Here is a 26201-nt window from a genome sequence, read left to right as displayed (position 1 = left end):
GGGGATTCGCTAAATGCGGCCCGGAGTATATCAGCGCATGCCGGGCATCATGCCCTTCATGCTGCGCATCATCTTCATCATGCCACCGCCTTTGAGTTTCTTCATCATGGTGCGCATCTGGTCGTACTGATTGAGCATGCGGTTGACTTCCTGCACCTGAACGCCCGCACCGGCGGCAATGCGGCGTTTGCGGCTCGCCTTGATCAGCTCGGGCTTGGCGCGTTCGGCGGGCGTCATCGAGTTGATGATGCCTTCCATGCGGCGCACCTGCTTCTCGGCCTGATCCATGTTCGTCTGGCTGGCGGCAGCCTGGAACTGCGCCGGCAGCTTGTCCATGAGCGAGGACAGGCCGCCCATCTTCTTCATCTGGCCGATCTGCGCCTTGAAGTCGTTCAGATCGAAATCGCCGCCTTTCTTGACCTTGTCGGCGAGCTTCTGTGCGGCCTGAACGTCGACACCGCGCTGCGCTTCCTCGACGAGCGCGAGAATGTCGCCCATGCCGAGAATCCGGTTCGCCATGCGATCCGGGTGGAAGACTTCGAGGCCGTCGAGCTTTTCGCCGACGCCCACGAACTTGATCGGCTTGCCGGTGATGTGACGCACCGACAGCGCGGCACCGCCACGCGAATCGCCGTCGAGCTTGGTGAGCACTACGCCGGTGAGCGGCAGGGCGTCGTTGAAGGCGCGGGCGGTGTTGACGGCGTCCTGACCCAGCATGGCGTCGACGACGAACAACGTTTCGATCGGTTTCAGCTCGGCGTGCAGGGCGCTGATTTCCTGCATCATCGCTTCGTCGATACCCAGACGGCCGGCCGTGTCGACGAGCAGCACTTCGTGGTGATGGCGACGCGCCCAGTCCACGGCGGCGCGGGCGATGTCGACCGGCTTCTGATCGGGTTGCGACGGGAAGAAGTCGGCGTCGACCTGTTTGGTCACCGTCTCCAGCTGGGCGATAGCGGCCGGGCGGTAGACGTCGGTGGAGACCGTGAGGACTTTCTTCTTCTGGGCGCGCAGCAGCTTGGCGAGCTTACCGACGGTGGTCGTCTTGCCGGCGCCTTGCAGACCGGCCATCAGGATGATGGCGGGCGGGGTGGTGGCCAGATTGAGTTCGGCGGCGCGACCTTCGTAGTCGCCGCCCATGAGGGCCGTCAGTTCGCGTTGCACCACGCCGACGAGGGCCTGACCGGGCGAAAGGCTGGAAATGACTTCCTCACCGAGGGCCTTTTCCTTCACCTTGGCGATGAAATCGCGTACCACGGGCAGGGCGACGTCGGCCTCGAGCAGGGCGAGACGGACTTCGCGCAGCATTTCCTGCGTGTTGGCCTCGGTCAGCCGGGCTTCGCCGCGCAGCGTCTTGACGACTTTGGCCAGGCGCGTAGTGAGATTGTCGAGCATGAAACGTATCCTGTAAGACCTGAAGCGGCCTTGGTTGCCCGCCCATCGGCCGGGGACGGCGGATGGCAAGCACGGCAGCGCGCCCCTCATGGGCTGGTGTAAACTTCAAACATGACTATTTTACTGTATGCGCTGACCGCCATCCTCTACGCCGGGTTGGCGGTTTGTTCGTGGCAAGGTTACCGGCGCGACGCCGCGCTCGCTCTCGCGGGCGGCGTGGTCGCGCCTGCACCGGTCACGGGCACGCCCTCGCGCTGGCCGATGCAGCTTTCGCTGTTCGCCGCGCTGCTGCTGCACGGGGTGTTGCTGCATCAGACCATCTTCCGCGCGGACAGCATGCACTTCGGTTTTGCGTACATGCTCTCGGCCATGTTGTGGCTCTCGGTCGGCATCTACTGGATCGAAAGCTTCTTCTTCCCGCTCGACAGCCTGCGACTGATGGTCACACCCGTGGCCGCGGTTGCCTGCCTGTTACCGGCGATTTTCCCGGACGTGCGCATTCTCGGCTTTGCGGCGGAACCGATTTTCAAGGCGCACTTCATCATCGCGAACATGGCCTACGGGCTGTTTGCGCTGGCGGCGCTGCACGCGTTGCTGATGCTCTATGCCGAGCGTCAGTTGCATCCGTCGCGCAGCCATGACGCGAACGGCTGGCTGTCGCGCTGGCTCGAAACGCTGCCGCCGCTGCTCACGATGGAGAAGCTGCTATTCCGGCTGATCGGCGCAGGGTTCGTGCTGCTCACGCTGACGCTCATCTCGGGCGTGATGTTCTCCGAGGCGCTCTTCGGGCGCGCGGTGCGCATCGATCACAAGACCGTGTTCGCGGTGGTGTCGTGGCTGATGTTCGGCGCGGTGCTGCTCGGACGGCATTTTTATGGGTGGCGCGGTAAGGTCGCGCTGCGTTGGGTTCTGGCGTCGTTCGTGGCGCTGTTGCTGGCGTATGTCGGTTCTCGCTTCGTGCTTGAGGTGGTGCTGCATCGCATGACGGAGACTTGAAGCGCGATGCGCAATATCCTGCTGTTACTGTTGCTCTTGATTGCCGGGACGTGGTGGATGCGCCACAACGAGCGCAAGCGCATGGAGCGCCCCGAGCGGAATGAACGCAACGAACGTGACGAGCGCATGCGCACGTCGCCCGGTAGCGGGGGCCGCACCACGGCGCGTCAGTCGTTGCCGCCGGCCGAGCGCATGGTGCGTTGCAGCGAGTGCGATACCTATCTTCCCGAGAGCGAATCGCTCGCCGGCCCCGGCGACAAGCACTTTTGCAGCGCCGCGCATCGCGACGCCCATCTCGCGCGCGAACACCGCGCCTGATCCCGGCTGCGCGGGCGCACCGCGCAGCGATACCGCTCAGGTGCGCCACCGCGCGCATCGCGGTCGTCTTCCGTTCCTTGCTATCGTGTGCCGGCCGATGCCCAATCGGCCGCGTCGGCTTGCGCATGACTGTCGCATGCACTAAAACACAGTTACCTACCCCATCTAGAAGATCAACAACAAACAGGCGGCAAATCGGGGACGACGACAGGAGGGCGCAATATGCTAATGCGCAGACGGATGTATTTCCTTCTTCCCGATCTGGCGAGTGCGCAGCGCACGATGAGCGACTTGTTGCTCGCGCGGATCGAGGAACGTCACATCCACTTCATGGCGCGTGACGAAATGGACCTGGAGGGACTGCACGAGGCTAACCTGCTACAGACTTCCGATATCGTGCGCGGCGCCGAAGCCGGGCTCGTGATCGGTGGCTTCTGTGGTCTGGCAGTCGGTGCAGTCGCCGCGTTTTTCCCCATCGTGGGCACGCGTCCCCAGTGGGAACTGATGATCGTGACGGCGCCTCTCGGTGCGCTGTTCGGTGCCTGGGTGTCGAGCATGATCGGCGTGTCGGTGCCGAACTCGCGTCTCAAAGCGTTTCGTGAACCGCTGGAGCGGGGCATGATTCTGCTGATGGTGGATGTGCGCGAGAGCCGCGTCGACGAGATTCGCGAGATGCTCAAGGAGCATCATCCCGAGGCGCATATGGAAGGGGTCGAAGCTGCGATTCCGGCATTCCCCTGATCGGGTGCCATGCGATCGGAGGGACGTGACCGGTAGCGACAATGGAGGCCGTGGGGACAATGGGGTTAGCGCGGGAGACGCGTGTGCAGGGTTTTACCGGCCGGCAACGGCCATTGGCGCCGCACCTGTGAGCGGCGCGGGATGGTGTGCGTGTTCTGCGGGCAACGCAGGACGCGAGAGCGGCGCCATCCCCGGGCGTGGACACGCCCACGGAAGCCTCTCGGCCAAGTCGTGCGAGAGGCTTCTTCTTTGGGAATTTGCCTTTTATTTTTCGACTTGTTTCGGACGATGCCCCACGTGACACTGATCGCTCGCCACGTTGACGTGCGCATCGCAAGCCGGGCCGACGACCGGCGACGTCACGCCAAGTGGGCTACAATGCCACCCCTCGCTCTACGGGAGTTCGCTGTGCCCGTCATGCTCCAGTCATCTGCGTCCCTTAACGTTGCGCTCCGGTCGCCTGCGCTGCCCGTTCTGTCGGTCTTGTCGGGACAGGTCGTGTGCATCGACACGTTCGGCGTGTGCGTTGCGCCGGTGCGGGGTGACGCATGAACGCGCCGGACAAACTGCCGGCCCTCACGCTCGACGCCGAAGGCTGGATTCGGGAAGCGGAGCGTCTGCCGTCGCCGAACTTCGACGTGCGTCCGCACGACATGCCGATCGGATTGCTCGTGGTGCACAACATCTCGTTGCCACCGGGTCAGTTTGGCGGCGACGAGATCCCTGCGTTCTTTCAGAATCGGCTCGATCACGATGCGCATCCGTTCTTCGACGAGATTCGCGGTGTGCACGTCTCCTCGCATTTTCTGGTGCGACGCGATGGTGCGTTGCAACAGTTCGTATCGTGCGATGCGAGAGCATGGCACGCGGGCGCATCGTCGTTCGAAGGCCGTACGCGCTGCAACGATTTCTCAATCGGCGTTGAACTGGAAGGCACTGACGACCTGCCGTTCACCGCGGCGCAGTATGTGACGCTGGCGGCGCTCACGCGTGTCTTGCGTGAGCATTATCCGATTCAAGCGGTGGCCGGACATGCCGATATAGCACCTGGCCGGAAGACGGACCCGGGGCCCTATTTCGAGTGGCAGCGACTGCGCCGGATGGCCGGACTGGCATCCGAAGCGCTGCCGTTTCAGACGTCCGGTGCCGGTGACGCGGACGGCGACTCGCAGGGTTGAGCGGGGCACGGAAGGGGGACGCTGAGGGGGACGATTAACCCTCACCCCGTGACAGGTTTTGCTTGACACGGGCATGGCGCGGGCCTCCCGGGGAATGAAATTTTTGAGTTTGCGGAGTGCGTCATCTCCACTATACTTAGTGCCAATTCGGCCACCAACCACTACATGTAGTGGTTGTGAGCAACCATCTAACCGTACCTCCTTTCGGTATTTTCGGGAGGCGGTACAGCAGCAAAGCCGTGCAGCGGACACCTCGAACCCTTGGCCGTCCGTCGGTCGTGCGGTGTTCAGCACTTCGCTCCATCGGCGCCCCCAGGGCGTACTTTTTACCGACTGAATTCTTAGTGATTGGCTGGTGGAAGTGCGCTAACAGCACCATTTCATTGGAACGGGAGTTTTTACATGCAGACTAACGAAAACCTCACCCGCCCGAACCCGACGCCCGCCGCGAATGCCGGCAATGGCACGGGTGCGTCGGCGCCCCAGACGACGGGCGCATTCGAACCGGCGACCAACGCCGATTTCAAAGTGATTCGACGCAACGGCACGGTGGTGGGTTTCGAGCCGTCGAAGATCGCGATCGCCGTCACCAAGGCGTTCCTTGCCGTGAACGGCGGACAAGGTGCGGCTTCGGCGCGCGTACGCGAGCTCGTGGAACAGTTGACGGAGAACGTCGTGCGCGCACTGGTGCGCAGCCGCCCGAACGGCGGTACGTTCCACATCGAAGACATTCAGGATCAGGTCGAACTCGCGCTCATGCGTGAAGGCGAGCACAACGTCGCCCGCGCTTATGTGCTGTATCGCGAAAAGCGTTCGCAAGAGCGCGCCAGCGCCGTCGAGACCACGCAAGAAGCTGCAACGCCCGACACCCCGGTGCTGCATGTCACCGACAACGGTGTGACCCGTCCGATCGACATGGCTGCCCTGCGCGGCGTGGTGAATGCGGCGTGCGAAAACCTCGGTAGCGAAGTCTCCGCCGAGCCGATCCTTGCCGAGACCATCAAGAACCTGTACGACGGCGTGCCGCTGTCGCAGGTCTACGATTCGGCGATTCTCGCCTCGCGTACGCTCATCGAGAAGGAACCGGCTTACAGCCAGGTCACCGCCCGAATCCTGATGCACACGATCCGCCGCGAAATCCTCGGCGAAGAAGTGCCGCAGGGTGAAATGGCCGCGCGTTACATCGAATACTTCCCGCGCTTCATCAAGCAGGGTGTGGACGCCGAGCTGCTCGACGAGCAACTGCTCTCGTACGACCTGGGCAAGCTGGCGGCGGCGCTCGACGCCAACCGCGACCTGCAATTCAACTACCTCGGCCTGCAAACGCTGTACGACCGCTACTTCCTGCATATCGATAGCCATCGCATCGAAATGCCGCAGGCGTTCTACATGCGTGTCGCCATGGGCCTGGCGCTGAACGAAGTCGAGCGCGAAGCGCGTGCGATCGAGTTCTACCAGATCCTGTCGAGCTTCGACTTCATGAGCTCCACGCCGACGCTGTTCAACTCGGGCACGCGTCGCTCGCAGCTCTCGTCGTGCTATCTGACGACCGTCTCGGACGATCTGGAAGGCATTTACGAAGCGCTCAAGGAAAACGCACTGCTCTCGAAGTTCGCCGGCGGTCTGGGCAACGACTGGACGCAGGTTCGCGCACTCGGCTCCCATATCAAGGGCACGAACGGCAAGAGCCAGGGCGTGGTGCCGTTCCTCAAGGTGGTCAACGACACGGCCGTGGCCGTGAACCAGGGCGGCAAGCGCAAGGGCGCGGTCTGCGCCTACCTGGAAACGTGGCACCTGGATATCGAAGAATTCCTGGAACTGCGCAAGAACACGGGTGACGATCGTCGCCGTACGCACGACATGAACACGGCGAACTGGATTCCCGATCTGTTCATGAAGCGCGTGATGGAAGGCGCCGAGTGGACGCTGTTCTCCCCGTCGACCTGCCCGGATCTGCACGACAAGTTCGGCAAGGCTTTCGAACAGGCTTACACGGCTTACGAAGAGAAGGCCGCGCGCGGCGAGATCAAGCTGTTCAAGAAGGTGCCGGCCCAAGCGCTGTGGCGCAAGATGCTGGGCATGCTGTTCGAAACCGGCCATCCGTGGATCACGTTCAAGGACCCGTGCAACATCCGCTCGCCGCAGCAACACGTGGGCGTGGTGCACTCGTCGAACCTGTGCACGGAAATCACGCTCAACACGAGCGAGACGGAAATCGCCGTGTGTAACCTCGGCTCGGTGAACCTCGTGGCTCACCTGAAGCAGACGGCGAACGGCTACGAGCTGGATCACGAGAAGCTGCAACGCACCGTTCGTGTGGCGATGCGCATGCTCGACAACGTCATCGACATCAACTACTACGCGGTAGCGAAGGCACGCAACTCGAACCTGCATCACCGTCCGGTGGGCATGGGCATCATGGGCTTCCAGGACTGCCTGCACCTGCTGCGTACGCCGTATGCGTCGAACGCCGCCGTCGAGTTCGCCGACCGTTCGATGGAAGCAGTTTGCTACTACGCTTACTGGGCATCGACCGAGCTGGCCAAGGAACGCGGTCAGTACTCGTCGTACAAGGGCTCGCTGTGGGATCGTGGCATCCTGCCGCAGGACTCGCTCAAGCTGCTGGCCGAAGAGCGCGGTGGTTACGTCGACGTCGACCTGTCGAGCACGCTCGACTGGGACAGCCTGCGCAAGCACATCGCTTCGCACGGCATGCGCAACTCGAACTGCGTGGCGATCGCTCCGACCGCGACCATCTCGAACATCATCGGTGTCTCGGCCTGTATCGAGCCGACGTTCCAGAACCTGTACGTAAAGTCGAACCTGTCGGGCGAGTTCACGGTGGTCAACGAGTATCTGGTGCGTGACCTGAAGGCCCGCGGTCTGTGGGACGAAGTGATGGTCGCCGACCTGAAGTACTTCGACGGCTCGCTCGCTCGTATCGACCGCGTGCCGGCCGATCTGCGCGAGATCTACGCCACGGCGTTCGAAGTCGAGCCGAAGTGGCTGGTCGAGGCAGCATCGCGTCGTCAGAAGTGGATCGATCAGGCGCAGTCGCTCAACATCTATATGGCTGGCGCATCGGGCAAGAAGCTCGACGAGACGTACAAGCTGGCCTGGACGCGCGCACTGAAGACCACGTACTACCTCCGTACGATGGCCGCAACGCACGTCGAGAAGTCGACGGTGAGCCACGGCGCGCTGAACGCGGTGCCGAGCTCGGGCGGTGTGTCGGGTGGCTTCTCGGCCGAGCCGACCTCGCCGCTGGCCCAGCCGATGCCGGAAGCCGAAGGCGCGGTCTGCACGATGCGTCCGGGCGACCCGGGCTTTGAAGAGTGCGAGGCTTGCCAGTAAGCCGGTCGTGAAGCGATGCCGCAGGTGTCACACGGCGTCGCTCCATAGGGAAAACCCCGTCGGTCCGAGAGGACGACGGGGTTTTTCTTTGGCTTGAGAGAATCAGAAGAGCCGGAAGTGGCGGACGATGTTGACGATGTGGACGGCGGCGCGCTCAGCCCAGATCGATGCGCATCGACAGGTCGAGCGTCTGACCGTGCGCGAGCACGACGTGATCGCTGTCGAACTCGCCGACTCGGTGTGTCGACGGCTCAAGACAGAGGTAGGGGCGGCCGGCCGGGGAGTGCAGCACGAGCCAGGTCGCATCGTCGCTGCGGACCGTGGCGGAGCGCAGTCCGCCCGCGTAATCGATGCGGGCGTCGAAGCGTCCCGACTCGGAGGGGACTTCGGCGAACCAGGTCGAACGTCCGCCGGTGTCGAGGCCGCCGCCGACCGACACCACTTCCATTGGCCCGACGTGAACACGTTGTTCGCTCGGCCAGCGTATGTCTTCCGACGGCGAGCGCCAGAGCGCTTCGGATTCGAACGTCAGCCGCGCGCCCGCCGGCCAGCGGAAGTACGGATGCAGGCCCAGTCCCGCCGGCATCTCCTGCGTCGAGAGGTTGGTGAGCGAGAGCTGCATGTCGAGGCCGTGCTCGTCGAGCGTCACGGACAGGTAGGCCTGATAGTGCCAGGGCCACTCCGGCTGGGCAGGGCAGTCGAGTTGAAGCACGCAGCAATGCGAGCTTTCGTCGACCACTTCCCATTCGCGACGCAGCCCCCAGCCGTGCAGCGAACTCGATGCGACGGGCGCGTCGCGAACGGTGAGGGTGCGCTCGCGCCAGTGCAGCGTGTCGTCGCGCAACATATTGGTATACGGCAGCATTGGGAACGCGCCGGCCTTCGGCCATTCGTCGGAGGAGAATGGCTCGTTGCCGAGTGGCACGAGGTAGTCGAACAGATCGCCGCGCGTGTCGCGCCGCGCGAGTCGGGACAGGCGTGCGCCGCAGCCGGGCTGTACCTCGGCGATGAGGGCGCCTCGCGCGAGGCGGATCGGTTTGCCGGGTGTCAGTACGGATGGGGTGGCGGGGCCTGATGAGGCTGATGGGGCTGAGGGTGTCGGGCCGGCCGGTGCCTGTGCGCCATCGGCGTCTGAGGGTGTCATCGTCGATATCTCCTTCATTGGCGTCGGTGGATGGCGTTCGCCGGAGTCTGTCGCTCCGCTCTGGCGCCGTGACGCTTGCCGCACAGGATACGCCATTGTGGGTGCGCGTCATTTTGATGCACTGCAAACCCTGTCGTGCGGCCTCGTTTCATGGCAAGATGCCGGTCCCGCAAGGCTGGACGTACGCTGCGCCTCGTCTACTCGGAAACACTAGGTATTGTGGTGACTGTAAATCTCGACACAATATATGGTGTCGATGGGCTGGAACGAGTGACAGTATTGTGCTAAATTGGAGTCATTCGATCGACGTCGGGAGGTCATGATGTTGCAAGACAAAGATTGCAGCTTCCGAATCGGCGTCGTCGTTCAAATCAGCGCGAAAGCGACTCTGCGTTACCCCCAAAATCAAGCGTTACCCTCAGCGGATTTTTCGTCGTCATCGTTAGATTGACGGCTGCACTATCGGCAATTTTTTCGTCGGCCTTCATACGCGAACGGCTGATCTGTCACTTCGGCGATGTGCGCCCCAGGGCGTGAATCGCATCAACCTGAACGGACCGAGACCCTATGCTTAACTGGGAAGAAGACACCTCTACCGCCAAGTCCGCCGCGCCTGTTGCGCCGGCCGCACCGGCTTCGAACATTCTGGGCACGCAGGACGACACGCCGCACACCATCGCCTCGCAGTCGACGCGCCGCGTGAGCGCCTCGGACAAGCGCGTGATCAACGGCACGACGGACGTGAACCAGCTGGTGCCGTTCAAGTACAAGTGGGCGTGGGAAAAGTATCTGGCCGGTTGCGCGAACCACTGGATGCCGCAGGAAATCAACATGTCGCGCGACATCGCCCTGTGGAAGGACCCGAACGGTCTGACCGAAGACGAGCGCCGTATCATCAAGCGCAACCTCGGCTTCTTCGTGACGGCCGACTCGCTCGCCGCGAACAACATCGTGCTGGGCACCTACCGCCACATCACCGCGCCGGAGTGCCGTCAGTTCCTGCTGCGTCAGGCGTTTGAAGAAGCGATCCACACGCACGCTTATCAGTACATCGTCGAGAGCCTGGGGCTGGACGAAGCCGAGATCTTCAACGCGTATCACGAAGTGGCGTCGATCCGCGACAAGGACGAATTCCTGCTGCCGTTCATCGAAGTGGTCGCCGATCCGTCGTTCAAGACGGGAACGCAGGAAGCTGACCAGAAGCTGCTGCGTTCGCTGATCGTGTTCGCCTGCATCATGGAAGGTCTGTTCTTCTACGTCGGCTTCACGCAGATCCTGGCGCTGGGTCGTCAGAACAAGATGACCGGTGCTGCGGAGCAGTATCAATACATCCTGCGTGACGAGTCGATGCACTGCAACTTCGGCATCGACCTGATCAACCAGGTGAAGCTGGAAAACCCTAACCTGTGGACGCCGGAGTTCCGCGAAGAGATTCGCGAACTGTTCCAGAAGGCGGTCGAGCTTGAGTATCGCTACGCTGAAGATACGATGCCGCGCGGCGTGCTCGGTCTGAACGCGGGCATGTTCAAGAGCTATCTGCGCTTCATCGCGAATCGTCGCTGCGCACAAATCGGTCTCGAAGCGCTCTACCCGAACGAAGAGAATCCGTTCCCGTGGATGAGCGAGATGATCGACCTGAAGAAGGAACGCAACTTCTTCGAAACGCGAGTGATCGAGTACCAGACCGGTGGTGCACTGAGCTGGGACTAAGCGTTGAGTGAAAAATGGATGCTCCGCGCAAAGCGAGCATCCATGCGGGTTTCGAGAGGGTGATGTGAGCGTGCGTTGCACGCGTGACTGACGCGAAGAGAAGTCGAAGAAGCGGCGCAGATCACACGCATCATCCTCACTCGCACGATGAAGTTCTCGCTTCGCAAACGCATCGCACGCATCGACATGCGAGTGTGATGTGCATCAAATACAACAGATTGACTTCTTCGTTACGATTGATGTGCGCTTTTTTACGCACAAAGTATTAACATCGCATCACAAAAGAATTATTATTCGCTCAAATAAATTGCAGTCTCGATGAACACACGAAAGCACTCACTGCTTTCCTCCCGCGACAGAGAGCTGGTAGTTACGGAGCGTAAAAACCTTGGTGCATAGCAAGCAGTATCGCTTATCCGCTATCGCAATCTCCTCCATCCCGATGACGGGACAGGCAAGCTACCCCCCGAAGAATCTGGCGAACTCCCTTTCTCAAGACAATCGAATTGCTGGCGGCAATGTCGCCGGCAATTTTTTTGCGCGCGTGACCACTCACGGTCAGCGTCATGCGCGCAGCGCCGAATTCATTAGCGTAAGCCGTCGAAGTCCGATGCGTACGCCGATGAATAGCCCGCTCGCCGGCGGTTCCCGCACGGTGGTCGGGTTTCCTTCTCAGGTAGTTTCGTTTGAGTGATCTCTCACGTTAAGGAGTTTGTCATGGCTACGATCAAGAAAGCTGTTGCCAAGAAGCCGGCGGCCAAGAAGGCCGTTGCTAAGAAGCCGGTTGCCAAGAAGGCCGCTGCTGCCAAGAAGCCGGTAGCGAAGAAGGCTGTCGCCGCCAAGAAGCCGGTAGCGAAGAAGGCTGTTGCCGCTAAGAAGCCGGCCGCGAAGAAGGTCGCCGCCAAGAAGCCGGCAGCCAAGAAAGTTGCAGTGAAGAAGGTTGCCGCTAAGAAGCCGGTCGCCAAGAAGGCAGCGGTGAAGAAGGTTGCCGCCAAGAAGCCGGTCGCCAAGAAAGCCGCAGTGAAGAAGGTTGCCGCCAAGAAGCCGGCCGCGAAGAAGGCAGCAGTTAAGAAGGTTGCTGCCAAGAAGCCGGCCGCGAAGAAGGCTGCTGCCAAGAAGCCTGCTGCGAAGAAGGCTGCTGCTGCGAAGAAGCCCGCTGCCAAGAAGGCTGCTGCGAAGCCCGCCGCTGCGAAGAAGCCCGCTGCCAAGAAGGCTGCTGCGAAGCCTGCCGCTGCGAAGAAGCCTGCTGCCAAGAAGCCGGCAGTGAAGAAGGTTGCTGCCAAGCCTGCTGCTGCTCCCGCAGCCGCACCGGCCGCTGCACCCGCAGCACCGAAGACGGCGTTGAACCCGGCAGCGGCATGGCCGTTCCCGACCGGCAGCCGTCCGTAATCCGAGTGCCGATGCAGGAACCAAGGCACTTAGGTGTCTTTTGATCGAGTAGGCCTACTCGATCCGAAACCCGCTGTGATGAGCGATCGTCACGGCGGGTTTTTTCATGGCGCCAAAGAAAACGGGCGACCGTGAAGTCGCCCGCCGGGGTGATGCTCGCGTTTGAAGCGGTGTCGTCGGTATGCCGCGACAGCCGCTTCTCCGGCATGTCTGCCGGGGATGCTTCAGGACACCGTAACGTTTTCGATGTGTTTCGATGGGTTCTCGATGTCCCGAGGCGAAACGCGTGGTGAACTCAGTGCGTCACACGTGTCACGCCGCCGCTCGAGAGCAGGCGCACGCGCTGTCCCGGCTGGAATGCCTCGTCGGCATCCTGCGTGATGGCGCGCAGCTCGCCGTTGTCGAGGCGAACGGTGATCTCCAGGCCAGCCTTCTTGCTCACCCGGCTTTCGATCGCCTGTCCGGCAACGGCGCCGAGCAGACCGCCGACGATACCCGTCGCGATCGAACCGCGACCGCCACCGATGGCGCTGCCGCCGATCGCACCCAGTGCACCGCCGCCGGCGATACCCAGAATGCCCGGGTCGCCATTGCTGCTATCGATCGTGACCGGACGCACCGATTCGACCGTGCCCATGCGCACAACTTGCTCGCGTTGTGCCTGACGGCTGCTGTAAACGCTTGCCGAATTGCTCGGACCGAACGCCGTACAGGCGGACAGAGAGAGCGACGCCGCAGCGGTGAGAATAATGAGCGGTGTGGTAAGTCGTGCCATCGTTGTGCCTTTCCTTAAATCATTCGAAGCGGTGGCCGAACGCTTCTTCATATTGCGCTTCGATCTCCGGGCGCGTCGGTGCATAAGTCTGCGGACCCTGCTCGGCAATCTTGAGCGACCCCATCAGACTGGCCAGGCGGCCGGTGGTCGGCCAGTCGAGGCCCTTTTCGATACCGTACAGCAAACCCCCACGGAATGCGTCGCCGCAACCTGTGGGGTCGACGACACGCTTGGCGGTCACGGCAGGAATGTCGTGTTGCTTGCCGCCGGCGAAGATCTGGGCCCCGTGCTCTCCGCGCGTGACGACAAGTGCCTCGACACGCGACTGGAGGTCTTCCATCGACAATCCGGTCTTCGTGCAGAGGAGCTTGGCTTCGTAGTCGTTGACCGCAAGATACGTTGCAAGTTCCACCATGCGACGCAGTGCCTCGGGCGTCAGCAGCGGCAGACCCTGACCCGGATCGAACACGAACGGCACCCCAGCGGCGGCGAACCCTTCGGCGTGCGTGAGCATCGCGTCGGGGGCGTCCGGCGCGACGATGCCGAGCGTGGCGCCCTTGGCGTCGCCCACGCGGTTGCGCGACGAAAACATCATCGCGCCCGGGTGGAAGGCGGTGATCTGATTGTTGTCCAGATCGGTGGTGATCATCGCGTTGGCCGTCATGCTGTCCGTGACCGTGCGCACGAATTCCGTCGTCATACCGAGCGACTGGAAGCGCTCGAGGTAAGCCGCGCCATCTTCACCCACCGTGGCCATGACGACCGGCGAGCCGCCCAGCAGATGCAGGCTGTAGCCGATGTTGCCCGCGCAGCCGCCAAAGTTACGGCGCATGGTCGGCACGAGGAAGCTGACGTTCAGGATGTGCACCTGATCAGGCAGGATGTGCTCGCCGAAGCGGCCTTCGAACGTCATGATGTTGTCGTAGGCCAGCGAGCCGCAGATCACGGTAGTCACGGGAATGTCCTTGCGAAAAGTAAGCGGGGGAGAGCCAACGGAAGACGGCTGACGAGGACGTGCCGTCGTCATGCCGCAGGCCGCCGGACAAAAAACAGGCCGGTGCATCGTCTGCATCGGCGCGGGAATTACGCGTTGCACAAAGCGTACCAATTGCATAGGAATTGCACGCGTCGTACGGGGTACAGCCATCGCTGCGATCCGGGGTGGCACGTATGCGCGGTCCCGAATCGCGGCGACGAATTACGTCATCGCGAGATCACGAGAGTGCGGCGAGCGCAGCGTCGTAATTCGGTTCGTTCTTGATCTCCGGTACCAGCTCGGCATGCACGACGCGGTTGTCGGCGTCGAGCACCACGACGGCGCGAGCCGTCACGCCTGCCAGCGGGCCGGTCTTGATTTCCACGCCGTAGTTGTTGAGGAACTCACGACCGCGCATGGTCGAGAGCGTCACCACGTTGTTCAGGCCTTCGGTGGCGCAGAAGCGGCTCATGGCGAACGGCAGGTCGGCCGAGATGACGAGCACGACGGTGTTGTCGAGCTTGCCGGCGGCTTCGTTGAACTTGCGCGTGGACGTGGCGCAGGTCGGCGTGTCGAGGCTCGGCACGATGTTGAGGACTTTGCGCTTGCCAGCGAAGTCGTCGAGCGTGACGTCTGCGAGCTTGGCGTTGACCAGCTTCAGTGCCGGTGCGGTCTGACCCTTCTGCGGGAACTGACCGCCGACTTCGATGGGGTTGCCCCCGAGCGTGACTTGGGACATCTATATCTCCTAGGTTGAGTGCAACAGCGCTATCAGGGATAGAACGCGAGCACCCGGTAATTACTGGCTAGCGCTGCCTGCGCCGACAATCGTAACCGAATCGTGCGTTCGTTGCGTGGCGTCAGCCCCGCTTCGCGCACGGCCGGCTCGACGACGTATTCGTTCGCTGAAAAAACGCGACGTACGATCGGTTTGCCATCGAGATCCGAGAGCGTGAGTTCGAGCGAGGGCCAGGCCAGCGCGTGAGCGGCCTGATTGCGCATGAAGACGGTGAGCGTCATGGGCACGGTGTCGGCAGGCGCTGCCGTGACGCCGCTGGCAGGCGCATCGGCGGTGGTGTCCGGAGCGGATGTCGATGCGTTGGCGGCGGTGTCGTCGGTGACGAGCGTCACGCTGGATATCTGAATCTGGTCGGGCTGACGCGGCAGACCGATCGTCACGTGCATCGGACGTCCGACCGCGGCGAACACGTCACGCAATGCCGGCATGCGGTCGACGAGCGCCGCACGCTCGATCCACGCCCATTGTCCGAGTACGGCGATGACGGCCAACGTCATCAATACGCGCCAGATGACGCGTGCCGCACCGGGGCGCTTCGGCGTCACCGCAAGGGTGGACGCAGACGTCGCCTGCGCACGCGATGGCGACGCCGTGGGTGCGCTCAGCACGGTGGGATCGTCGTCATCCATATAGCGCCCCGGGCCATGCTGCATCCGCGCGCGGCTTTCGTCCGGCGAGCCGAGCAGGGCCGCGATGGCCTTGGGGGCGAGCATCTCGGGGACCGGTCTGTCGCCACTTGGGGCGGCAGCGCTATCGCTGGACGACGCACGGTCGGCGGCTGGCGATGCGGAGAATCCTGTCGTTGCGGGAGCGATGCCGGAGGTCGCGCCGACGCCGGGCGTCGTAGTCAGACCGGGCGGGATGGCGGCGGTGGCAGAAGCGGTTGCCGAGGCGGTAGCGGATGCGGTGCTCGCATCGGCTGCGCTGTCAGCTTGCCCGACGCTCGACGCGGAAACGGTCAGCGTTTCGTTGTCTTCCGCGGGGGGATCGCACAGATAGGCGCGTCCGTCGAACACTTCCCGGCAGTGGCCGCAGCGCACGAGGCCGTCGCGCAGCTTGAGCTGGTCCGCGACGACGCGAAAGACCGTATGGCAGTGAGGGCAGCGAGTGGCGAGAACGCGTGAGGACTGGGTCATGTGGCCTGGAAGACTCTGTGGACTCGGCGCCTCATGCGACACGCAGTGGTGACAATCGGCGCAAATTAACCGGTCGCCTGCCCGTGCAGGCAGACCCAGCCGTCGTGAGCGCGCCAGACCGACATCTTCATATAGGGCGCGTAAGCCGCGATCACCTCGTCAGCCTGTCGTTCCAGCACGCCGGACAGCGCGAGCCGTCCGCCCGGCGCAACGCGCGACGTCAACATCGACGCGAGCAGCTTGAGCGGATTCGACAGGATGTTGGCGACCACGATATCGAATTGACCGTCGCGCAGATCGTCGGGCAACCCGTACTCGACCGGCGCGTGATTGCGTTCGCTGTTGTAACGGGCGGATTCGACGGCCTGCGGGTCGATATCGATACCGATGACCGGGTCGGCGCCGCACTTGCGCGCAAGAATCGCCAGAATGCCCGATCCACAGCCGTAGTCGAGCAGCGAGCCGCCCGGTTGCACGTGCTGCTCCAGCCACTCCATGCAAAGGCGCGTGGTCGGATGGCTACCCGTGCCGAACGCCAGACCCGGATCGAGTTCGAGAATGAGGGCGTCGGCGTCAGGCGCGTCGTGCCACGACGGCACGACCCAGATGCGCTGGCCGATCTGCATCGGCTCGAACTGCGATTGCGTGAGACGCACCCAGTCCTGCTCCTCCACGTCACGCAACGTGAAGGCGGGCGACTCGGCGAGTCCCAGTTCGTTGACCGCCGCCGCGAGCAGCACGGCGGCGTCCTGATCTTCCCCGACCAGCGCCACCACGCGCGAGCGTTGCCACGCGGTGTCCGGCGGGGTGAGACCCGGCTCGCCGAACATCGGTTGCTCGTCGGGCGTGTCGGCGTCCGCATCTTCGACGGAGACCGACAGCACGCCCAGATCGAGCAGGGCGTCTGACAGGGCCTCGGCCTGGGCGCGGGCAACTTCTACGACGAGTTCGCGATACATGGCGAGTGATTCCTGCTGATTGACTGACTTAATTGCCACCGACGGCAGACTTCTGCGCCAGCTTGTGTTCCAGATAGTGAATGCTCGTGCCGCCTTCGACAAACTTGGCGTCGAGCATCAATTCGCGGTGAAGCGGAATGTTCGTCTGGATACCTTCGACCACGATTTCCGACAGCGCCACACGCATGCGGCGGATCGCCTGTTCACGCGTTGCGCCGTAAGCGATCAGCTTGCCGATCATCGAGTCGTAGTTGGGCGGCACGAAGTAGCCGTTGTAAGCGTGCGTGTCGACGCGAATGCCGGGGCCCCCCGGCATATGCCAGGCGGTGATGCGACCCGGCGACGGCGTGAACTTGAACGGATCTTCGGCGTTGATACGGCACTCGATGGCGTGACCCTGGAACTGGATGTCGCGCTGACGGTAGGCGAGCTTCTCGCCGGCCGCGATGCGGATCTGTTCCTGCACGATATCGACGCCCGTGATCATTTCCGTGACCGGATGCTCGACCTGCACGCGCGTGTTCATTTCGATGAAGTAGAACTCGCCGTTCTCGAACAGGAATTCGAACGTGCCGGCGCCGAGGTAGCCCATCTTCTTGCAGGCGTCGGCGCAGCGATCGCCGATGCGCTCGATCAGACGACGCGGAATCAGCGGTGCGGTCGCTTCTTCGATCACCTTCTGGTGACGACGCTGCATCGAGCAGTCGCGCTCACCCAGCCAGATGGCTTGCTTGTGCTTGTCGGCGAGCACCTGGATTTCGATATGGCGCGGGTTCTCGAGGAACTTCTCCATATAGACTTCCGGGTTGCCGAAGGCGCGGCCGGCTTCTTCGCGGGTCATGTTGACCGCGTTCACGAGCGCCGCTTCCGTATGCACCACGCGCATGCCGCGACCACCGCCGCCACCTGCGGCCTTGATGATCACCGGATAGCCGACCTGACGTGCAATTCGCACGATTTCCTTCGGATCTTCGGGCAACGCGCCTTCCGAACCCGGCACGCACGGCACGCCGGTCTTGATCATGGTCTGCTTGGCCGACACCTTGTCGCCCATCAGACGAATGGTTTCGGGGCGCGGACCGATGAACGTGAAGCCCGATTGCTCGACGCGCTCGGCGAAGTCGGCATTCTCGGAAAGGAAACCGTAGCCCGGGTGGATGGCCTGGGCGTCGGTGACTTCCGCCGCGCTGATCAGCGCGGGCATGTTCAGATAGGAGAGCGGCGACGGGGCCGGTCCGATACATACCGCTTCGTCGGCGAGCTTGACGTACTTCGCTTCCTTGTCGGCTTCGGAATAGACCACGACGGTCTTGATGCCCATCTCGCGGCACGCGCGCTGGATGCGCAGAGCGATTTCGCCGCGGTTGGCGATGAGGATTTTTTCAAACATTATGTGCAGTCCTGCCCGTAAGGGGAGAGGAGCGGGGCCGGACGCCCGGTGTCGCGGCGGCGCACGGCCGCGCGAGCGAAGCGTCCGACAACCGGCATTAGCCGATCACGAACAGCGGTTGACCGTATTCCACGGCTTGACCGTTCTCGACGAGGATTTCCTTGATCACGCCGGCCTTGTCCGACTCGATCTCGTTGAGCAGCTTCATCGCTTCGATGATGCACAGCGTCTGGCCTTCCTTGACCGAGTCGCCGACTTGCGCGAACGGATCGGCGCCCGGCGACGGGGCGCGGTAGAACGTACCGACCATCGGCGACGTCACGATATGGCCTTGCGGCACTGCCGGCGCTGCCGGTGCAGCAGCGGCGGCCGTGGCGGCGGGAGCTTGCGCAGCGACTTGCGGCATGGCCGGCATGGCCATCTGCATCGGGGCGGCGATCACTTGCGGCGGCGCCTTGACGATGCGGACCTTGCCTTCGCCTTCCGTGACTTCGAGTTCGGAAATACCCGATTCGGCCACGAGGTCGATCAACGTCTTGAGTTTGCGCAAATCCATGAAGGAAGCTCCTTGATTCTGTATCGACGCGGGCGCAACGTCCCGCGAGAGGAAATGGGGGTGTGGAAGAGGACTACCCGCCGGCGAGTCGCCGCAGGGCAAAATCGAGTGCATAGGTATACCCGCGCCAGCCCAGGCCGCAGATCACACCTTGCGCGATATCGGAAAAGTACGAGTGATGCCGGAAGGCTTCGCGCGCATGGACGTTCGAGAGGTGAACCTCGACGAACGGGATGCCTACCCCGGCCAACGCGTCGCGAATGGCCACGCTGGTATGGGTGTAGGCCGCAGGGTTGATGACGATGAAGTCGATCGACTCACCGCGTGCCGCCTGAATCCGGTCAACCAATGCACCTTCGTGATTGCTTTGAAATGTCGCCACCTCGGCACCCGCCGTCTGCGCCTGCGCTGTCAGCGCGGCATCGATGTCGGCCAGCGTCGTGCGGCCGTACACCTCCGGCTCGCGAGTACCGAGCAGGTTCAGGTTAGGGCCGTGGAGCACGAGAATGCGGTGAGGCATCGGCGAATCAAATTTCACGAAATTGGGCGCAATTAAACGCCAGTTGGTGGATTTTGTCCAGTGGGGCGAAAATGGGACCCCGCCAGTCACGTCCGGCGGGGCTTCCCGGGAGCCCTCGATTCCCGCAGTAGGGTCAGATCAGCGGTTTGAGGGCGCTGCGCACCTCGTCCGACGTAATGCGGCCCAGCTTTTCATAATGCATACGGCCTTGCGGGTCGATCACCACGGTGAACGGCAGGGCGCCCGCCTTGTTGCCTAATGCACGGGCGAGATCCGTACCTGCATAACCTGCCACGAGCAACGGATAGTCGACTTTCACCTTTTGCTCGAAGGCGATCATATTCTGAGCCGTATCGATGCCGATGCCGATGAATTGAACGTTTTTCCCGCTGAATTCGGCCGATAACGCCTGCAAATCGGGCATTTCCTCGACGCAGGGACCACACCACGGCGCCCAGAAGTTGACGACCAGCGTCTTGCCCTTCCATTGCGAGACGGCCTGGTCGTTACCTTTCAGGTCGGGCAGGCGTGTGGCGAGCAGTTGAGCGACGGCGGCGTCGGAGGCATCGGGCGTCGGCTGGTTTCGATGGCCGAGCCAGAAACCGGCCGCCAATCCCGCGAGCGCCAGAATCACCAGAATAACAATGCGTTTTGCCATGATGAGCGAGGGGCCGGAGGTTCCGGACTAGACAGTAAACGAAAGACGAAGGGTAATTGCGAAGAATTAGTGGCGATTTTGCCGCGATTCGGTCGTTAATGTGCGGTGATCACGCTGTTATCGGCCCGAAGGTCAGTGACTTTGGGCAGCCTCGGACTCTGCGATCAGCGCACGCAGGCCGTCTGCGTCGGTCCGTACCGGACGCCCGTTGCCGTCGGAGGCCTTGAGCGCGCCGCGCATGTCATCCATGGAGTACAGCGACAGATGCACGCCGGCCGGTTCGCCCGCCTGACGACGCTCGCGCCACAGGAAGCTCAGCGTCTCGACCATCCCCCGGCCATTGAAATGGCGGCTTTCGGACACGTCGTAATCGATTCCTCTATTGAGTAGATCGATCGCGACATCCTTCGGGTTATCGCAAAAAGCCTGCAAATAGATGTCCGATAGCGCCGTGGCGGTGCCGTTGTAGACCGCGCCAGTAATGTACGGCCGATAGCGGGCCAGCTCCGTCATGACCGTGAGGGCGACCTGACGCAGGTGCGCCAGCTCGGCCGGCTGCGTGTCGGAGAGGAACGTCTGCACATATTCCCGGACTTCCGCTTCGATCTGGTCGTTATCCGGCAGCAATTCCCCCGCAATGCGCGTCTCACCCGTGACCTGCTTGGCCGCTTTGCGTTTGGCACTCGCGTAGTCGGCTCCCTCCTCGGCGATGAGGCGGGCAGCCGCCAGGGCGATTTCTTCGCGCAGGCGTTGGGCGTCGGTCCAGGATTTGCGTGTCATGCGGACGATGATACCCGAAAGGCATTGCCGTTCGCGCCGCAGGTACAATGGAGACCTTGGCGTTCGGCACTTCGCTGGCACCACTCCCTTGGCACTCCCATTTCCCGCACGGGTTCGGCCCGTTCTCACCACGCTCCCCATCCATGCATATTCATATTCTTGGCATCTGCGGCACGTTCATGGGCGGTCTGGCGGTCCTCGCCCGTCAGGCCGGTCACACCGTCACGGGTTGCGATGCCAATGTCTATCCGCCGATGAGCACGCAGCTCGAGGCGCAGGGCATTCGTCTGATCGAAGGTTTCGACGCCGATCAGGTGTCCCTGGAGCCCGACCTGTTCGTCATCGGTAACGTCGTGTCGCGCGGCAACCCGCTGATGGAAGAGATCCTGAATCGGAATCTGCCCTACACGTCGGGCCCGCAATGGCTCGGCGAGCATGTGCTGTCGAAGAAGTGGGTGTTGGCGGTGGCCGGCACGCATGGCAAGACGACCACGACGTCGATGCTGACCTGGATTCTCGAAGACGCGGGTTACAACCCCGGATTCCTCGTGGGCGGCGTGCCGATGAACTTCGGTATCTCGGCGCGGCTGACCGACAGCGATTTCTTCGTCATCGAAGCCGACGAGTACGACACGGCGTTCTTCGACAAGCGCTCCAAGTTTGTCCATTACCACCCGCGCACGGCCATCCTGAACAACCTGGAATTCGATCACGCCGACATTTTCCCGGATCTGGCGGCCATCGAGACGCAATTCCACCATCTGGTGCGTACGGTGCCGGGCCAAGGCCGTCTGATCGTCAACGGTCGGGAGCCGGCGCTCGACCGTGTGCTGGCCCGTGGCTGCTGGAGCGAGGTCGAGCGTTTCGGCGTGGCGGACGGCTGGCACGTGTCGCAAGCCAACGAGACGCTGGCGCCGGGACAGGAAGCCTTCTGGGTTCATCAGGGCCCGAAGGCGGCCGGTGAAGTGAAGTGGTCGCTGCAGGGCGAGCACAACCGGATGAACGCGCTGGCGGCACTGGCTGCCGCCCGCCACGTGGGGGTGCCGACGGAGCAGGGCGCGGCGTCGCTGGGCAAGTTCCAGAACGTGAAGCGCCGCATGGAAGTGCGGGGCGAAGCCAATGGGGTGACGGTCTACGACGATTTCGCCCATCACCCGACCGCCATCCAGACCACGCTCGCCGGACTTCGCCGCCGGGCGGGCAACGCACGCATTCTGGCCGTGCTGGAGCCGCGTTCGAACACGATGAAGCTGGGTGTGATGAAGGCACAGTTGCCGGCGAGTCTGGCCGATGCCGACCTGGTGTTCGGCTACGGCGCGCCGTCCGGCAAAGATGCCCTCGGCTGGAATCTGGCGGAAGCCCTCGCCCCGCTGGGCGCGCGAGCACAGGCGTTCAGCGATATCGACGGACTGGTGCGCGCGGTCACGGCGGCGGCACAACCGGGCGACCAGATCGTGGTGATGAGCAACGGCGGCTTCGGCGGCATTCATCAGAAATTGCTCGACGCGCTTGCCGCGCGAGTCTGAGCGAGTCGTCGCATTCACCGAATGGATTTTCCCGGGACTCACATGATTCTCTATCTGCACGGCTTCCGTTCGTCGCCGCGATCTTTCAAGGCGCAGTTGATGGCCGCCCGCATGCACGGGCTTGGCCTCGGTCACGCCTGGGCGTGCCCGCAACTGCCGCCGTCACCGCTTGCGGCCGTCGTCGATGCCCAACGCCTGCTCGCGGGGGTGGTGCCCGATGCGCTGACCATCGTGGGAAGCTCGCTGGGCGGTTACTACGCGACGTATCTGGCGGAGAAGCTCGGATGCCGGGCCGTATTGCTCAATCCGGCAACGCGCCCGTACGACGACCTCGGCAAGTGGCTCGGCGAGCAGCCGATGTGGCACGGCGGCGGCTCCATCGTTGTCGAGCCCCGTCATCTGGATGAACTGCGCATGATCGACGTGGCGCAGATCACGCGTCCCGAGCGCTATTGCCTGGTGGCCGCGACCGGTGACCAGACGCTCGACTATCGCGACATGCTGGCGAAGTACCCCGGGGCCAAGCTCACGCTGATTGAGGGCAGCGACCACGGGATTTCCGATTTCGCCAACTATATGGACGACGTGCTGCGCTTTGCCGGCATCGACGTACCGTCTTCCCCAGGCGCAGCAAGCCCGTCCGCGGGCGAATAACGCGTTTGCCCGTTCTGCTCTAAACCGCCGTACATTGGCGGGCTACAATATCGCCTATTGTGATCGATGGCTGTTTCATGAACATTTTTTTTGAGGAATCCGGCGGCTTCAAGGCTGGCACGGTGTTGTCGCAGCAGGGCGAGTCGTATCAGGTGGAACTGCCTGGCGGGCGTCGCAGCAAGATCAAGGGACGCGATGTCCTGTTGCGTTTCGAGTCGCCCACGCCTGCCGAGCTGATCGCGCAGGCGCAGGCCGCAGCACAGGATATCGACATGAGTTTCCTGTGGGAATGCGCGCCGGCCGACGAATTTCCGTTTCCCGTGCTTGCCACCGAATATTTCGGTGAAGGCGCGAGCGTTGCCCAGCAGGCCGGTCTGGCGCTGGCGTTGCAGGCGTCGCCCATCTATTTCCGCCGCAAGGGCCGTGGTCAGTACCAGCGTGCTGCGCAGGAGCAACTGGAAGCCGCGCTCGCCGGGCTGGCGCGCAAGCAGCAGCAGGCCGAGTTGCAGGCGTCCTATGCCGATCAGATGATTGCGGGTGAATTGCCGGACGCCCTCAAGGGCAAGGAATTGCAGTTGCTGTTCCGTCCCGACAAGAACGCCATCGAATGGAAGGCGCTCGACGCCGCCGCCATCGCGCTGGGCAAGACCCATGCCGAGGTGATGCTCGCGTGCGGCGGTATCGCGTCACCGCGCGCCTATCACGAGGCCGCGTTCCTCTACGAACACTTCCCGCGCGGTACCGGTTTCCCCGATCTCGGGCCGACGCCTTTGCCGGCCGACGATCTGCCGATCGCCGACGTTCAGGCGTTCTCCATCGACGATTCGACGACGACGGAAATCGACGACGCCCTCTCGGTGCAACTGCTCCCCGACGGGCTGCTGCGCGTGGGCATCCACATTGCGGCCCCGGCGCTGGGGATCACGCGTGGCGACCCCATCGACGAGATCGCGCGCGTGCGACTGTCGACGGTGTACTCGCCCGGCGAGAAGATCACGATGCTGCCCGACTCGGTGGTCGAAGCCTATACGCTCGCCGAAGGGGGGGCGCGTCCGGCGCTGTCGCTGTACGTCGTGGTCAAGGCCGACACGTATGAAATCGTGACGACCGAGACGCGTGCCGAGCGGGTGCCGATCTCGGCAAACCTGCGTCACAACGAACTCGACGCGATCATTACCGCCGAAGCACTGGCCGACGGCAGCGGTGAATATCCGCACAAGGAAGAACTGCGTTTGTTGTGGCCGTTCGCGCAGTCGCTGTACGACAAGCGTCAGGCCGCGCGTGTGGGCTATGGCCTGCGTCCGGAAACGCAGAACAAGACCGACTTCAATTTCTACGTCGACGGCGAACATGTGACGATCAAGCAGCGTCTGCGCGGCGCACCGCTCGATCTGATCGTTGCCGAAATGGCGATTCTCGCGAACAGCCGCTGGGGTCGCCTGCTGGCCGAGTGCGGCGTGCCGGGCATCTATCGTGCGCAGCGTGCATATGGCGTGAATCGTACGCGCATGCAGACGTCGCCTGCGCCGCATGAAGGCCTCGGTGTCGAGCAGTATGCGTGGAGCACGTCGCCGCTGCGTCGATACGTCGACTTGGTCAATCAGTGGCAACTGATCGCCTGTGTGCGTCACGGCGTGACGGCAAAGCTTGCAGCGCCTTTTAAACCGAAAGATGCCGATCTGTATGCCACCGTGTCGAGCTTCGAAGCGGCGTACGCAGCATACGGCGAGCATCAGAGCCGCATGGAGCGCTACTGGTGCATGCGCTGGCTGATTCAGGAGAACAAGTCGCAAGTGCAGGCGAGCGTGCTCAAGGGCGATACGGTTCGTCTGAACGACATTCCGCTCACGCTGATCGTGCCGGGACTGGGTCTGCACGCACGGGGTACGCAGATCATGCTCGACGTGCTTTCGTTCGACGTGGTTACGCTCAGCATTTCGGTGCGCATCGCGCAGGTGCTCGGCGCTGTGCCGTCCGCGCTTGCCGACGACGATGACGAAGGCGACGGCGGTGCGGGCGACGGTGGTGAAGGCGGTGAGGGCGGTGAAGGTAACGACGGTGCCAACGGTGCTGAAGGGACTCCCGATGGCACTGAAGGCGCCGACGGCACGCAAGGCGACGTGAGCGCTCAGGCTGACGCGGAGTCGGCGGCGGCCGACGATGCACCGCAGGCTTCGTCGTCCGCCAATGCTACCGATAGCACTTCTCCGATGGCGGCTGCATTGATGGCGGCAGGTGCGCACGACGCGTCGGCCAGCCCCGCGTGCTGAAACCCGCACTTCCTTCGGGCAATCTGGTCGCGGCGCGTCGCCGCGGCTGGTCGCTCATGCGCGAGCATCCGCTGGCCACCGGCCTGATCTTCTCGGCGGTGGTGCATCTGCTCGCGCTGGCCGTGCATTTCGTGGCCCCCGACAGTTTCCGTTTGCATAGCGCGGATACGCCGCTCGAAGTCGTGCTCGTCAACGCGAAGTCGGCCAATGCGCCGGACAAGGCGACCGCGCTCGCGCAGGCCAACCTCGTGGGCGGTGGCGAGCATGACGGTGAGCGCGCGACGTCGCCGCTAACCTCGCGTTCGGTCGATCGCGATGGGGCGCCCATCGCGCAAATGCAGCGCAACGTGAGCGATCTGGAGGCTACGCAGGAGAAGCTGCTCTCGCAGCTTCGCAGCCAATACGCGGCCACGCCGGAAGCGCAACGCAACCGGACCGATTCGCCACAGCGCGGGCAGGGTCTTGACGACCAGACCGTTGATCAGCAGATCGCGCGCTTGCAGGCGGAAATCGACAAACAGTTGCGGGCTTATCAGACGCGCCCCAAACGCGGGCAGGTCACCGCGAATACGCGAGAAGTGGCTTACGCGCGTTACTTCGACACCTTGCGTCATCGCATCGAACGATACGGTACCGAGCATTTTCCGCAGATCGGCAACGATCGCCTGTACGGTGAGCTGATCGTCACGCTTAACGTCAATCAACGTGGCGGACTCGGGTATCACAAGGATGGCTGGAACGTTGTCGGCGTGGAGGTCACGCGTAGTTCCGGCAATCGTGATCTGGATCGTCGCGCGGTCGCCATCGTGCAGGCGAGCGCGCCGTTCGGCGATTTCTCGCCAGAAATGAAGCAGCGATATGACATTCTCGAAATCGTCACGCGCATGACATTCACGCGTCAGGGCGTCCTGGCGCAAACGCTTGCCGCACCGGCGAGCGGCGCAGCGCAGTGAGCCTTCGCCGACACCGATAGACGG

At 63.0% G+C, this 26201-nt stretch carries 24 protein-coding genes; 12 read left to right on the top strand and 12 right to left on the bottom strand.

The genetic code is table 11. The annotated features are described in order from the left end of the window. Window positions 1-30: 30 nt before the first annotated feature. Complete coding sequence (gene ffh / locus PCA20602_RS03365; protein WP_069340961.1) at window positions 31-1395, bottom strand: signal recognition particle protein; 1365 nt, start codon at window positions 1393-1395, stop codon at window positions 31-33. A gap of 111 nt (window positions 1396-1506) precedes the next feature. On the opposite strand from ffh, the gene PCA20602_RS03360 reads away from it, so the two are divergent. The 5 genes from PCA20602_RS03360 (at window position 1507) to PCA20602_RS03340 (ending at window position 7982) form a co-directional block, all read left to right on the top strand. Then, window positions 1507-2391, top strand: coding sequence for a cytochrome C assembly family protein (locus PCA20602_RS03360; RefSeq protein ID WP_150719931.1), 885 nt, complete (start codon window positions 1507-1509; stop codon window positions 2389-2391). A 6-nt stretch (window positions 2392-2397) separates the two neighbouring features. Then, entirely contained in the window at window positions 2398-2709 is a 312-nt protein-coding gene (locus tag PCA20602_RS03355) for a PP0621 family protein (RefSeq protein ID WP_069340963.1), read from the top strand. A 228-nt stretch (window positions 2710-2937) separates the two neighbouring features. Further along, window positions 2938-3450, top strand: coding sequence for a DUF1269 domain-containing protein (locus PCA20602_RS03350; protein ID WP_150720026.1), 513 nt, complete (start codon window positions 2938-2940; stop codon window positions 3448-3450). Between the two features lie 548 nt (window positions 3451-3998). After that, window positions 3999-4628 (top strand): 1,6-anhydro-N-acetylmuramyl-L-alanine amidase AmpD, encoded by a 630-nt coding sequence (ampD, locus tag PCA20602_RS03345; RefSeq protein WP_150719930.1) that lies wholly within the window; start codon window positions 3999-4001, stop codon window positions 4626-4628. A gap of 402 nt (window positions 4629-5030) precedes the next feature. After that, window positions 5031-7982, top strand: a complete 2952-nt coding sequence (locus PCA20602_RS03340) for a ribonucleoside-diphosphate reductase subunit alpha (protein WP_150719929.1) — start codon at window positions 5031-5033, stop codon at window positions 7980-7982. A 154-nt stretch (window positions 7983-8136) separates the two neighbouring features. On the opposite strand, the gene PCA20602_RS03335 is transcribed toward PCA20602_RS03340, so the two are convergent. Further along, window positions 8137-9126 (bottom strand): aldose 1-epimerase, encoded by a 990-nt coding sequence (locus tag PCA20602_RS03335; protein WP_174980747.1) that lies wholly within the window; start codon window positions 9124-9126, stop codon window positions 8137-8139. Between the two features lie 567 nt (window positions 9127-9693). Here PCA20602_RS03335 and PCA20602_RS03330 point away from each other — a divergent pair. The 3 genes from PCA20602_RS03330 to PCA20602_RS03320 all read left to right on the top strand — a co-directional run bounded on the left by PCA20602_RS03330 (window position 9694) and on the right by PCA20602_RS03320 (window position 12225). Then, complete coding sequence (locus PCA20602_RS03330; protein ID WP_069340969.1) at window positions 9694-10836, top strand: ribonucleotide-diphosphate reductase subunit beta; 1143 nt, start codon at window positions 9694-9696, stop codon at window positions 10834-10836. 388 nt (window positions 10837-11224) lie between these two features. After that, the gene (locus tag PCA20602_RS03325; RefSeq protein ID WP_150719927.1) at window positions 11225-11530 is read left to right on the top strand and encodes a hypothetical protein; all 306 of its coding nucleotides are present in this window, start codon (window positions 11225-11227) and stop codon (window positions 11528-11530) included. A 23-nt stretch (window positions 11531-11553) separates the two neighbouring features. Next, window positions 11554-12225 (top strand): histone H1-like DNA-binding protein, encoded by a 672-nt coding sequence (locus PCA20602_RS03320; RefSeq protein ID WP_150719926.1) that lies wholly within the window; start codon window positions 11554-11556, stop codon window positions 12223-12225. A gap of 295 nt (window positions 12226-12520) precedes the next feature. On the opposite strand, the gene PCA20602_RS03315 is transcribed toward PCA20602_RS03320, so the two are convergent. The 10 genes from PCA20602_RS03315 to PCA20602_RS03270 form a co-directional block, all read right to left on the bottom strand. After that, window positions 12521-13000 carry an outer membrane lipoprotein gene (locus tag PCA20602_RS03315; RefSeq protein ID WP_069340971.1) on the bottom strand — a complete coding sequence of 160 codons (480 nt, stop codon included), beginning with the start codon at window positions 12998-13000 and terminating at the stop codon, window positions 12521-12523. 19 nt (window positions 13001-13019) lie between these two features. Further along, a complete protein-coding gene (locus PCA20602_RS03310) occupies window positions 13020-13955 on the bottom strand; it encodes a carbohydrate kinase family protein (RefSeq protein ID WP_069340972.1) in 936 nt (311 codons plus the stop codon). A gap of 259 nt (window positions 13956-14214) precedes the next feature. Then, window positions 14215-14715 (bottom strand): thiol peroxidase, encoded by a 501-nt coding sequence (gene tpx, locus PCA20602_RS03305; protein WP_069340973.1) that lies wholly within the window; start codon window positions 14713-14715, stop codon window positions 14215-14217. Between the two features lie 32 nt (window positions 14716-14747). Beyond that, window positions 14748-15911, bottom strand: a complete 1164-nt coding sequence (locus PCA20602_RS03300; protein ID WP_150719925.1) for a DUF3426 domain-containing protein — start codon at window positions 15909-15911, stop codon at window positions 14748-14750. A gap of 65 nt (window positions 15912-15976) precedes the next feature. Continuing rightward, a complete protein-coding gene (prmA, locus tag PCA20602_RS03295; RefSeq protein WP_150719924.1) occupies window positions 15977-16870 on the bottom strand; it encodes a 50S ribosomal protein L11 methyltransferase in 894 nt (297 codons plus the stop codon). A gap of 28 nt (window positions 16871-16898) precedes the next feature. Further along, window positions 16899-18260: an acetyl-CoA carboxylase biotin carboxylase subunit gene (gene accC, locus PCA20602_RS03290; protein WP_069340976.1), complete on the bottom strand. Its 1362-nt coding sequence runs from the start codon at window positions 18258-18260 to the stop codon at window positions 16899-16901. A 97-nt stretch (window positions 18261-18357) separates the two neighbouring features. Continuing rightward, complete coding sequence (gene accB / locus PCA20602_RS03285) at window positions 18358-18816, bottom strand: acetyl-CoA carboxylase biotin carboxyl carrier protein (protein ID WP_069340977.1); 459 nt, start codon at window positions 18814-18816, stop codon at window positions 18358-18360. Between the two features lie 73 nt (window positions 18817-18889). Next, on the bottom strand, window positions 18890-19336 hold the full coding sequence (gene aroQ, locus PCA20602_RS03280; RefSeq protein ID WP_069340978.1) for a type II 3-dehydroquinate dehydratase: 447 nt from the start codon (window positions 19334-19336) through the stop codon (window positions 18890-18892). Window positions 19337-19469: 133 nt separating this feature from the next. Beyond that, window positions 19470-19994, bottom strand: a complete 525-nt coding sequence (locus PCA20602_RS03275; RefSeq protein WP_150719923.1) for a TlpA family protein disulfide reductase — start codon at window positions 19992-19994, stop codon at window positions 19470-19472. A 132-nt stretch (window positions 19995-20126) separates the two neighbouring features. Further along, a complete protein-coding gene (locus PCA20602_RS03270; protein ID WP_150719922.1) occupies window positions 20127-20774 on the bottom strand; it encodes a UDP-N-acetylmuramate--alanine ligase in 648 nt (215 codons plus the stop codon). Window positions 20775-20917: 143 nt separating this feature from the next. Between PCA20602_RS03270 and mpl the strand changes: the two genes are divergently transcribed. From mpl to PCA20602_RS03250, 4 genes are all read left to right on the top strand, one after another. Then, window positions 20918-22300: a UDP-N-acetylmuramate:L-alanyl-gamma-D-glutamyl-meso-diaminopimelate ligase gene (gene mpl, locus PCA20602_RS03265; RefSeq protein WP_150719921.1), complete on the top strand. Its 1383-nt coding sequence runs from the start codon at window positions 20918-20920 to the stop codon at window positions 22298-22300. Between the two features lie 42 nt (window positions 22301-22342). Then, window positions 22343-22954 (top strand): YqiA/YcfP family alpha/beta fold hydrolase, encoded by a 612-nt coding sequence (locus tag PCA20602_RS03260; protein ID WP_150719920.1) that lies wholly within the window; start codon window positions 22343-22345, stop codon window positions 22952-22954. Between the two features lie 77 nt (window positions 22955-23031). After that, window positions 23032-25224: a ribonuclease catalytic domain-containing protein gene (locus tag PCA20602_RS03255; RefSeq protein WP_150719919.1), complete on the top strand. Its 2193-nt coding sequence runs from the start codon at window positions 23032-23034 to the stop codon at window positions 25222-25224. Beyond that, a complete protein-coding gene (locus PCA20602_RS03250) occupies window positions 25218-26177 on the top strand; it encodes an energy transducer TonB (RefSeq protein ID WP_246181991.1) in 960 nt (319 codons plus the stop codon). The genes PCA20602_RS03255 and PCA20602_RS03250 overlap by 7 nt, the downstream gene beginning before the upstream one ends. Window positions 26178-26201 lie beyond the last annotated feature (24 nt).

This window comes from Pandoraea capi (assembly GCF_902459735.1).
GTDB lineage: Bacteria > Pseudomonadota > Gammaproteobacteria > Burkholderiales > Burkholderiaceae > Pandoraea > Pandoraea capi.
The sequence above is the reverse complement of the archived record's forward strand: the minus strand, read 5'-3'. Positions and strand labels throughout refer to the sequence as shown.

Bases quoted from the DNA above. Each gene is read 5' to 3' on its own strand.
- ffh (WP_069340961.1), bottom strand. From the start codon at position 1,395: ATGCTCGACAATCTCACTACGCGCCTGGCCAAAGTCGTCAAGACGCTG.
- PCA20602_RS03360 (WP_150719931.1), top strand. From the start codon at position 1,507: ATGACTATTTTACTGTATGCGCTGACCGCCATCCTCTACGCCGGGTTG.
- PCA20602_RS03355 (WP_069340963.1), top strand. From the start codon at position 2,398: ATGCGCAATATCCTGCTGTTACTGTTGCTCTTGATTGCCGGGACGTGG.
- PCA20602_RS03350 (WP_150720026.1), top strand. From the start codon at position 2,938: ATGCGCAGACGGATGTATTTCCTTCTTCCCGATCTGGCGAGTGCGCAG.
- ampD (WP_150719930.1), top strand. From the start codon at position 3,999: ATGAACGCGCCGGACAAACTGCCGGCCCTCACGCTCGACGCCGAAGGC.
- PCA20602_RS03340 (WP_150719929.1), top strand. From the start codon at position 5,031: ATGCAGACTAACGAAAACCTCACCCGCCCGAACCCGACGCCCGCCGCG.
- PCA20602_RS03335 (WP_174980747.1), bottom strand. From the start codon at position 9,126: ATGACACCCTCAGACGCCGATGGCGCACAGGCACCGGCCGGCCCGACA.
- PCA20602_RS03330 (WP_069340969.1), top strand. From the start codon at position 9,694: ATGCTTAACTGGGAAGAAGACACCTCTACCGCCAAGTCCGCCGCGCCT.
- PCA20602_RS03320 (WP_150719926.1), top strand. From the start codon at position 11,554: ATGGCTACGATCAAGAAAGCTGTTGCCAAGAAGCCGGCGGCCAAGAAG.
- PCA20602_RS03315 (WP_069340971.1), bottom strand. From the start codon at position 13,000: ATGGCACGACTTACCACACCGCTCATTATTCTCACCGCTGCGGCGTCG.
- tpx (WP_069340973.1), bottom strand. From the start codon at position 14,715: ATGTCCCAAGTCACGCTCGGGGGCAACCCCATCGAAGTCGGCGGTCAG.
- PCA20602_RS03300 (WP_150719925.1), bottom strand. From the start codon at position 15,911: ATGACCCAGTCCTCACGCGTTCTCGCCACTCGCTGCCCTCACTGCCAT.
- prmA (WP_150719924.1), bottom strand. From the start codon at position 16,870: ATGTATCGCGAACTCGTCGTAGAAGTTGCCCGCGCCCAGGCCGAGGCC.
- accC (WP_069340976.1), bottom strand. From the start codon at position 18,260: ATGTTTGAAAAAATCCTCATCGCCAACCGCGGCGAAATCGCTCTGCGC.
- accB (WP_069340977.1), bottom strand. From the start codon at position 18,816: ATGGATTTGCGCAAACTCAAGACGTTGATCGACCTCGTGGCCGAATCG.
- aroQ (WP_069340978.1), bottom strand. From the start codon at position 19,336: ATGCCTCACCGCATTCTCGTGCTCCACGGCCCTAACCTGAACCTGCTC.
- PCA20602_RS03275 (WP_150719923.1), bottom strand. From the start codon at position 19,994: ATGGCAAAACGCATTGTTATTCTGGTGATTCTGGCGCTCGCGGGATTG.
- PCA20602_RS03270 (WP_150719922.1), bottom strand. From the start codon at position 20,774: ATGACACGCAAATCCTGGACCGACGCCCAACGCCTGCGCGAAGAAATC.
- mpl (WP_150719921.1), top strand. From the start codon at position 20,918: ATGCATATTCATATTCTTGGCATCTGCGGCACGTTCATGGGCGGTCTG.
- PCA20602_RS03260 (WP_150719920.1), top strand. From the start codon at position 22,343: ATGATTCTCTATCTGCACGGCTTCCGTTCGTCGCCGCGATCTTTCAAG.
- PCA20602_RS03255 (WP_150719919.1), top strand. From the start codon at position 23,032: ATGAACATTTTTTTTGAGGAATCCGGCGGCTTCAAGGCTGGCACGGTG.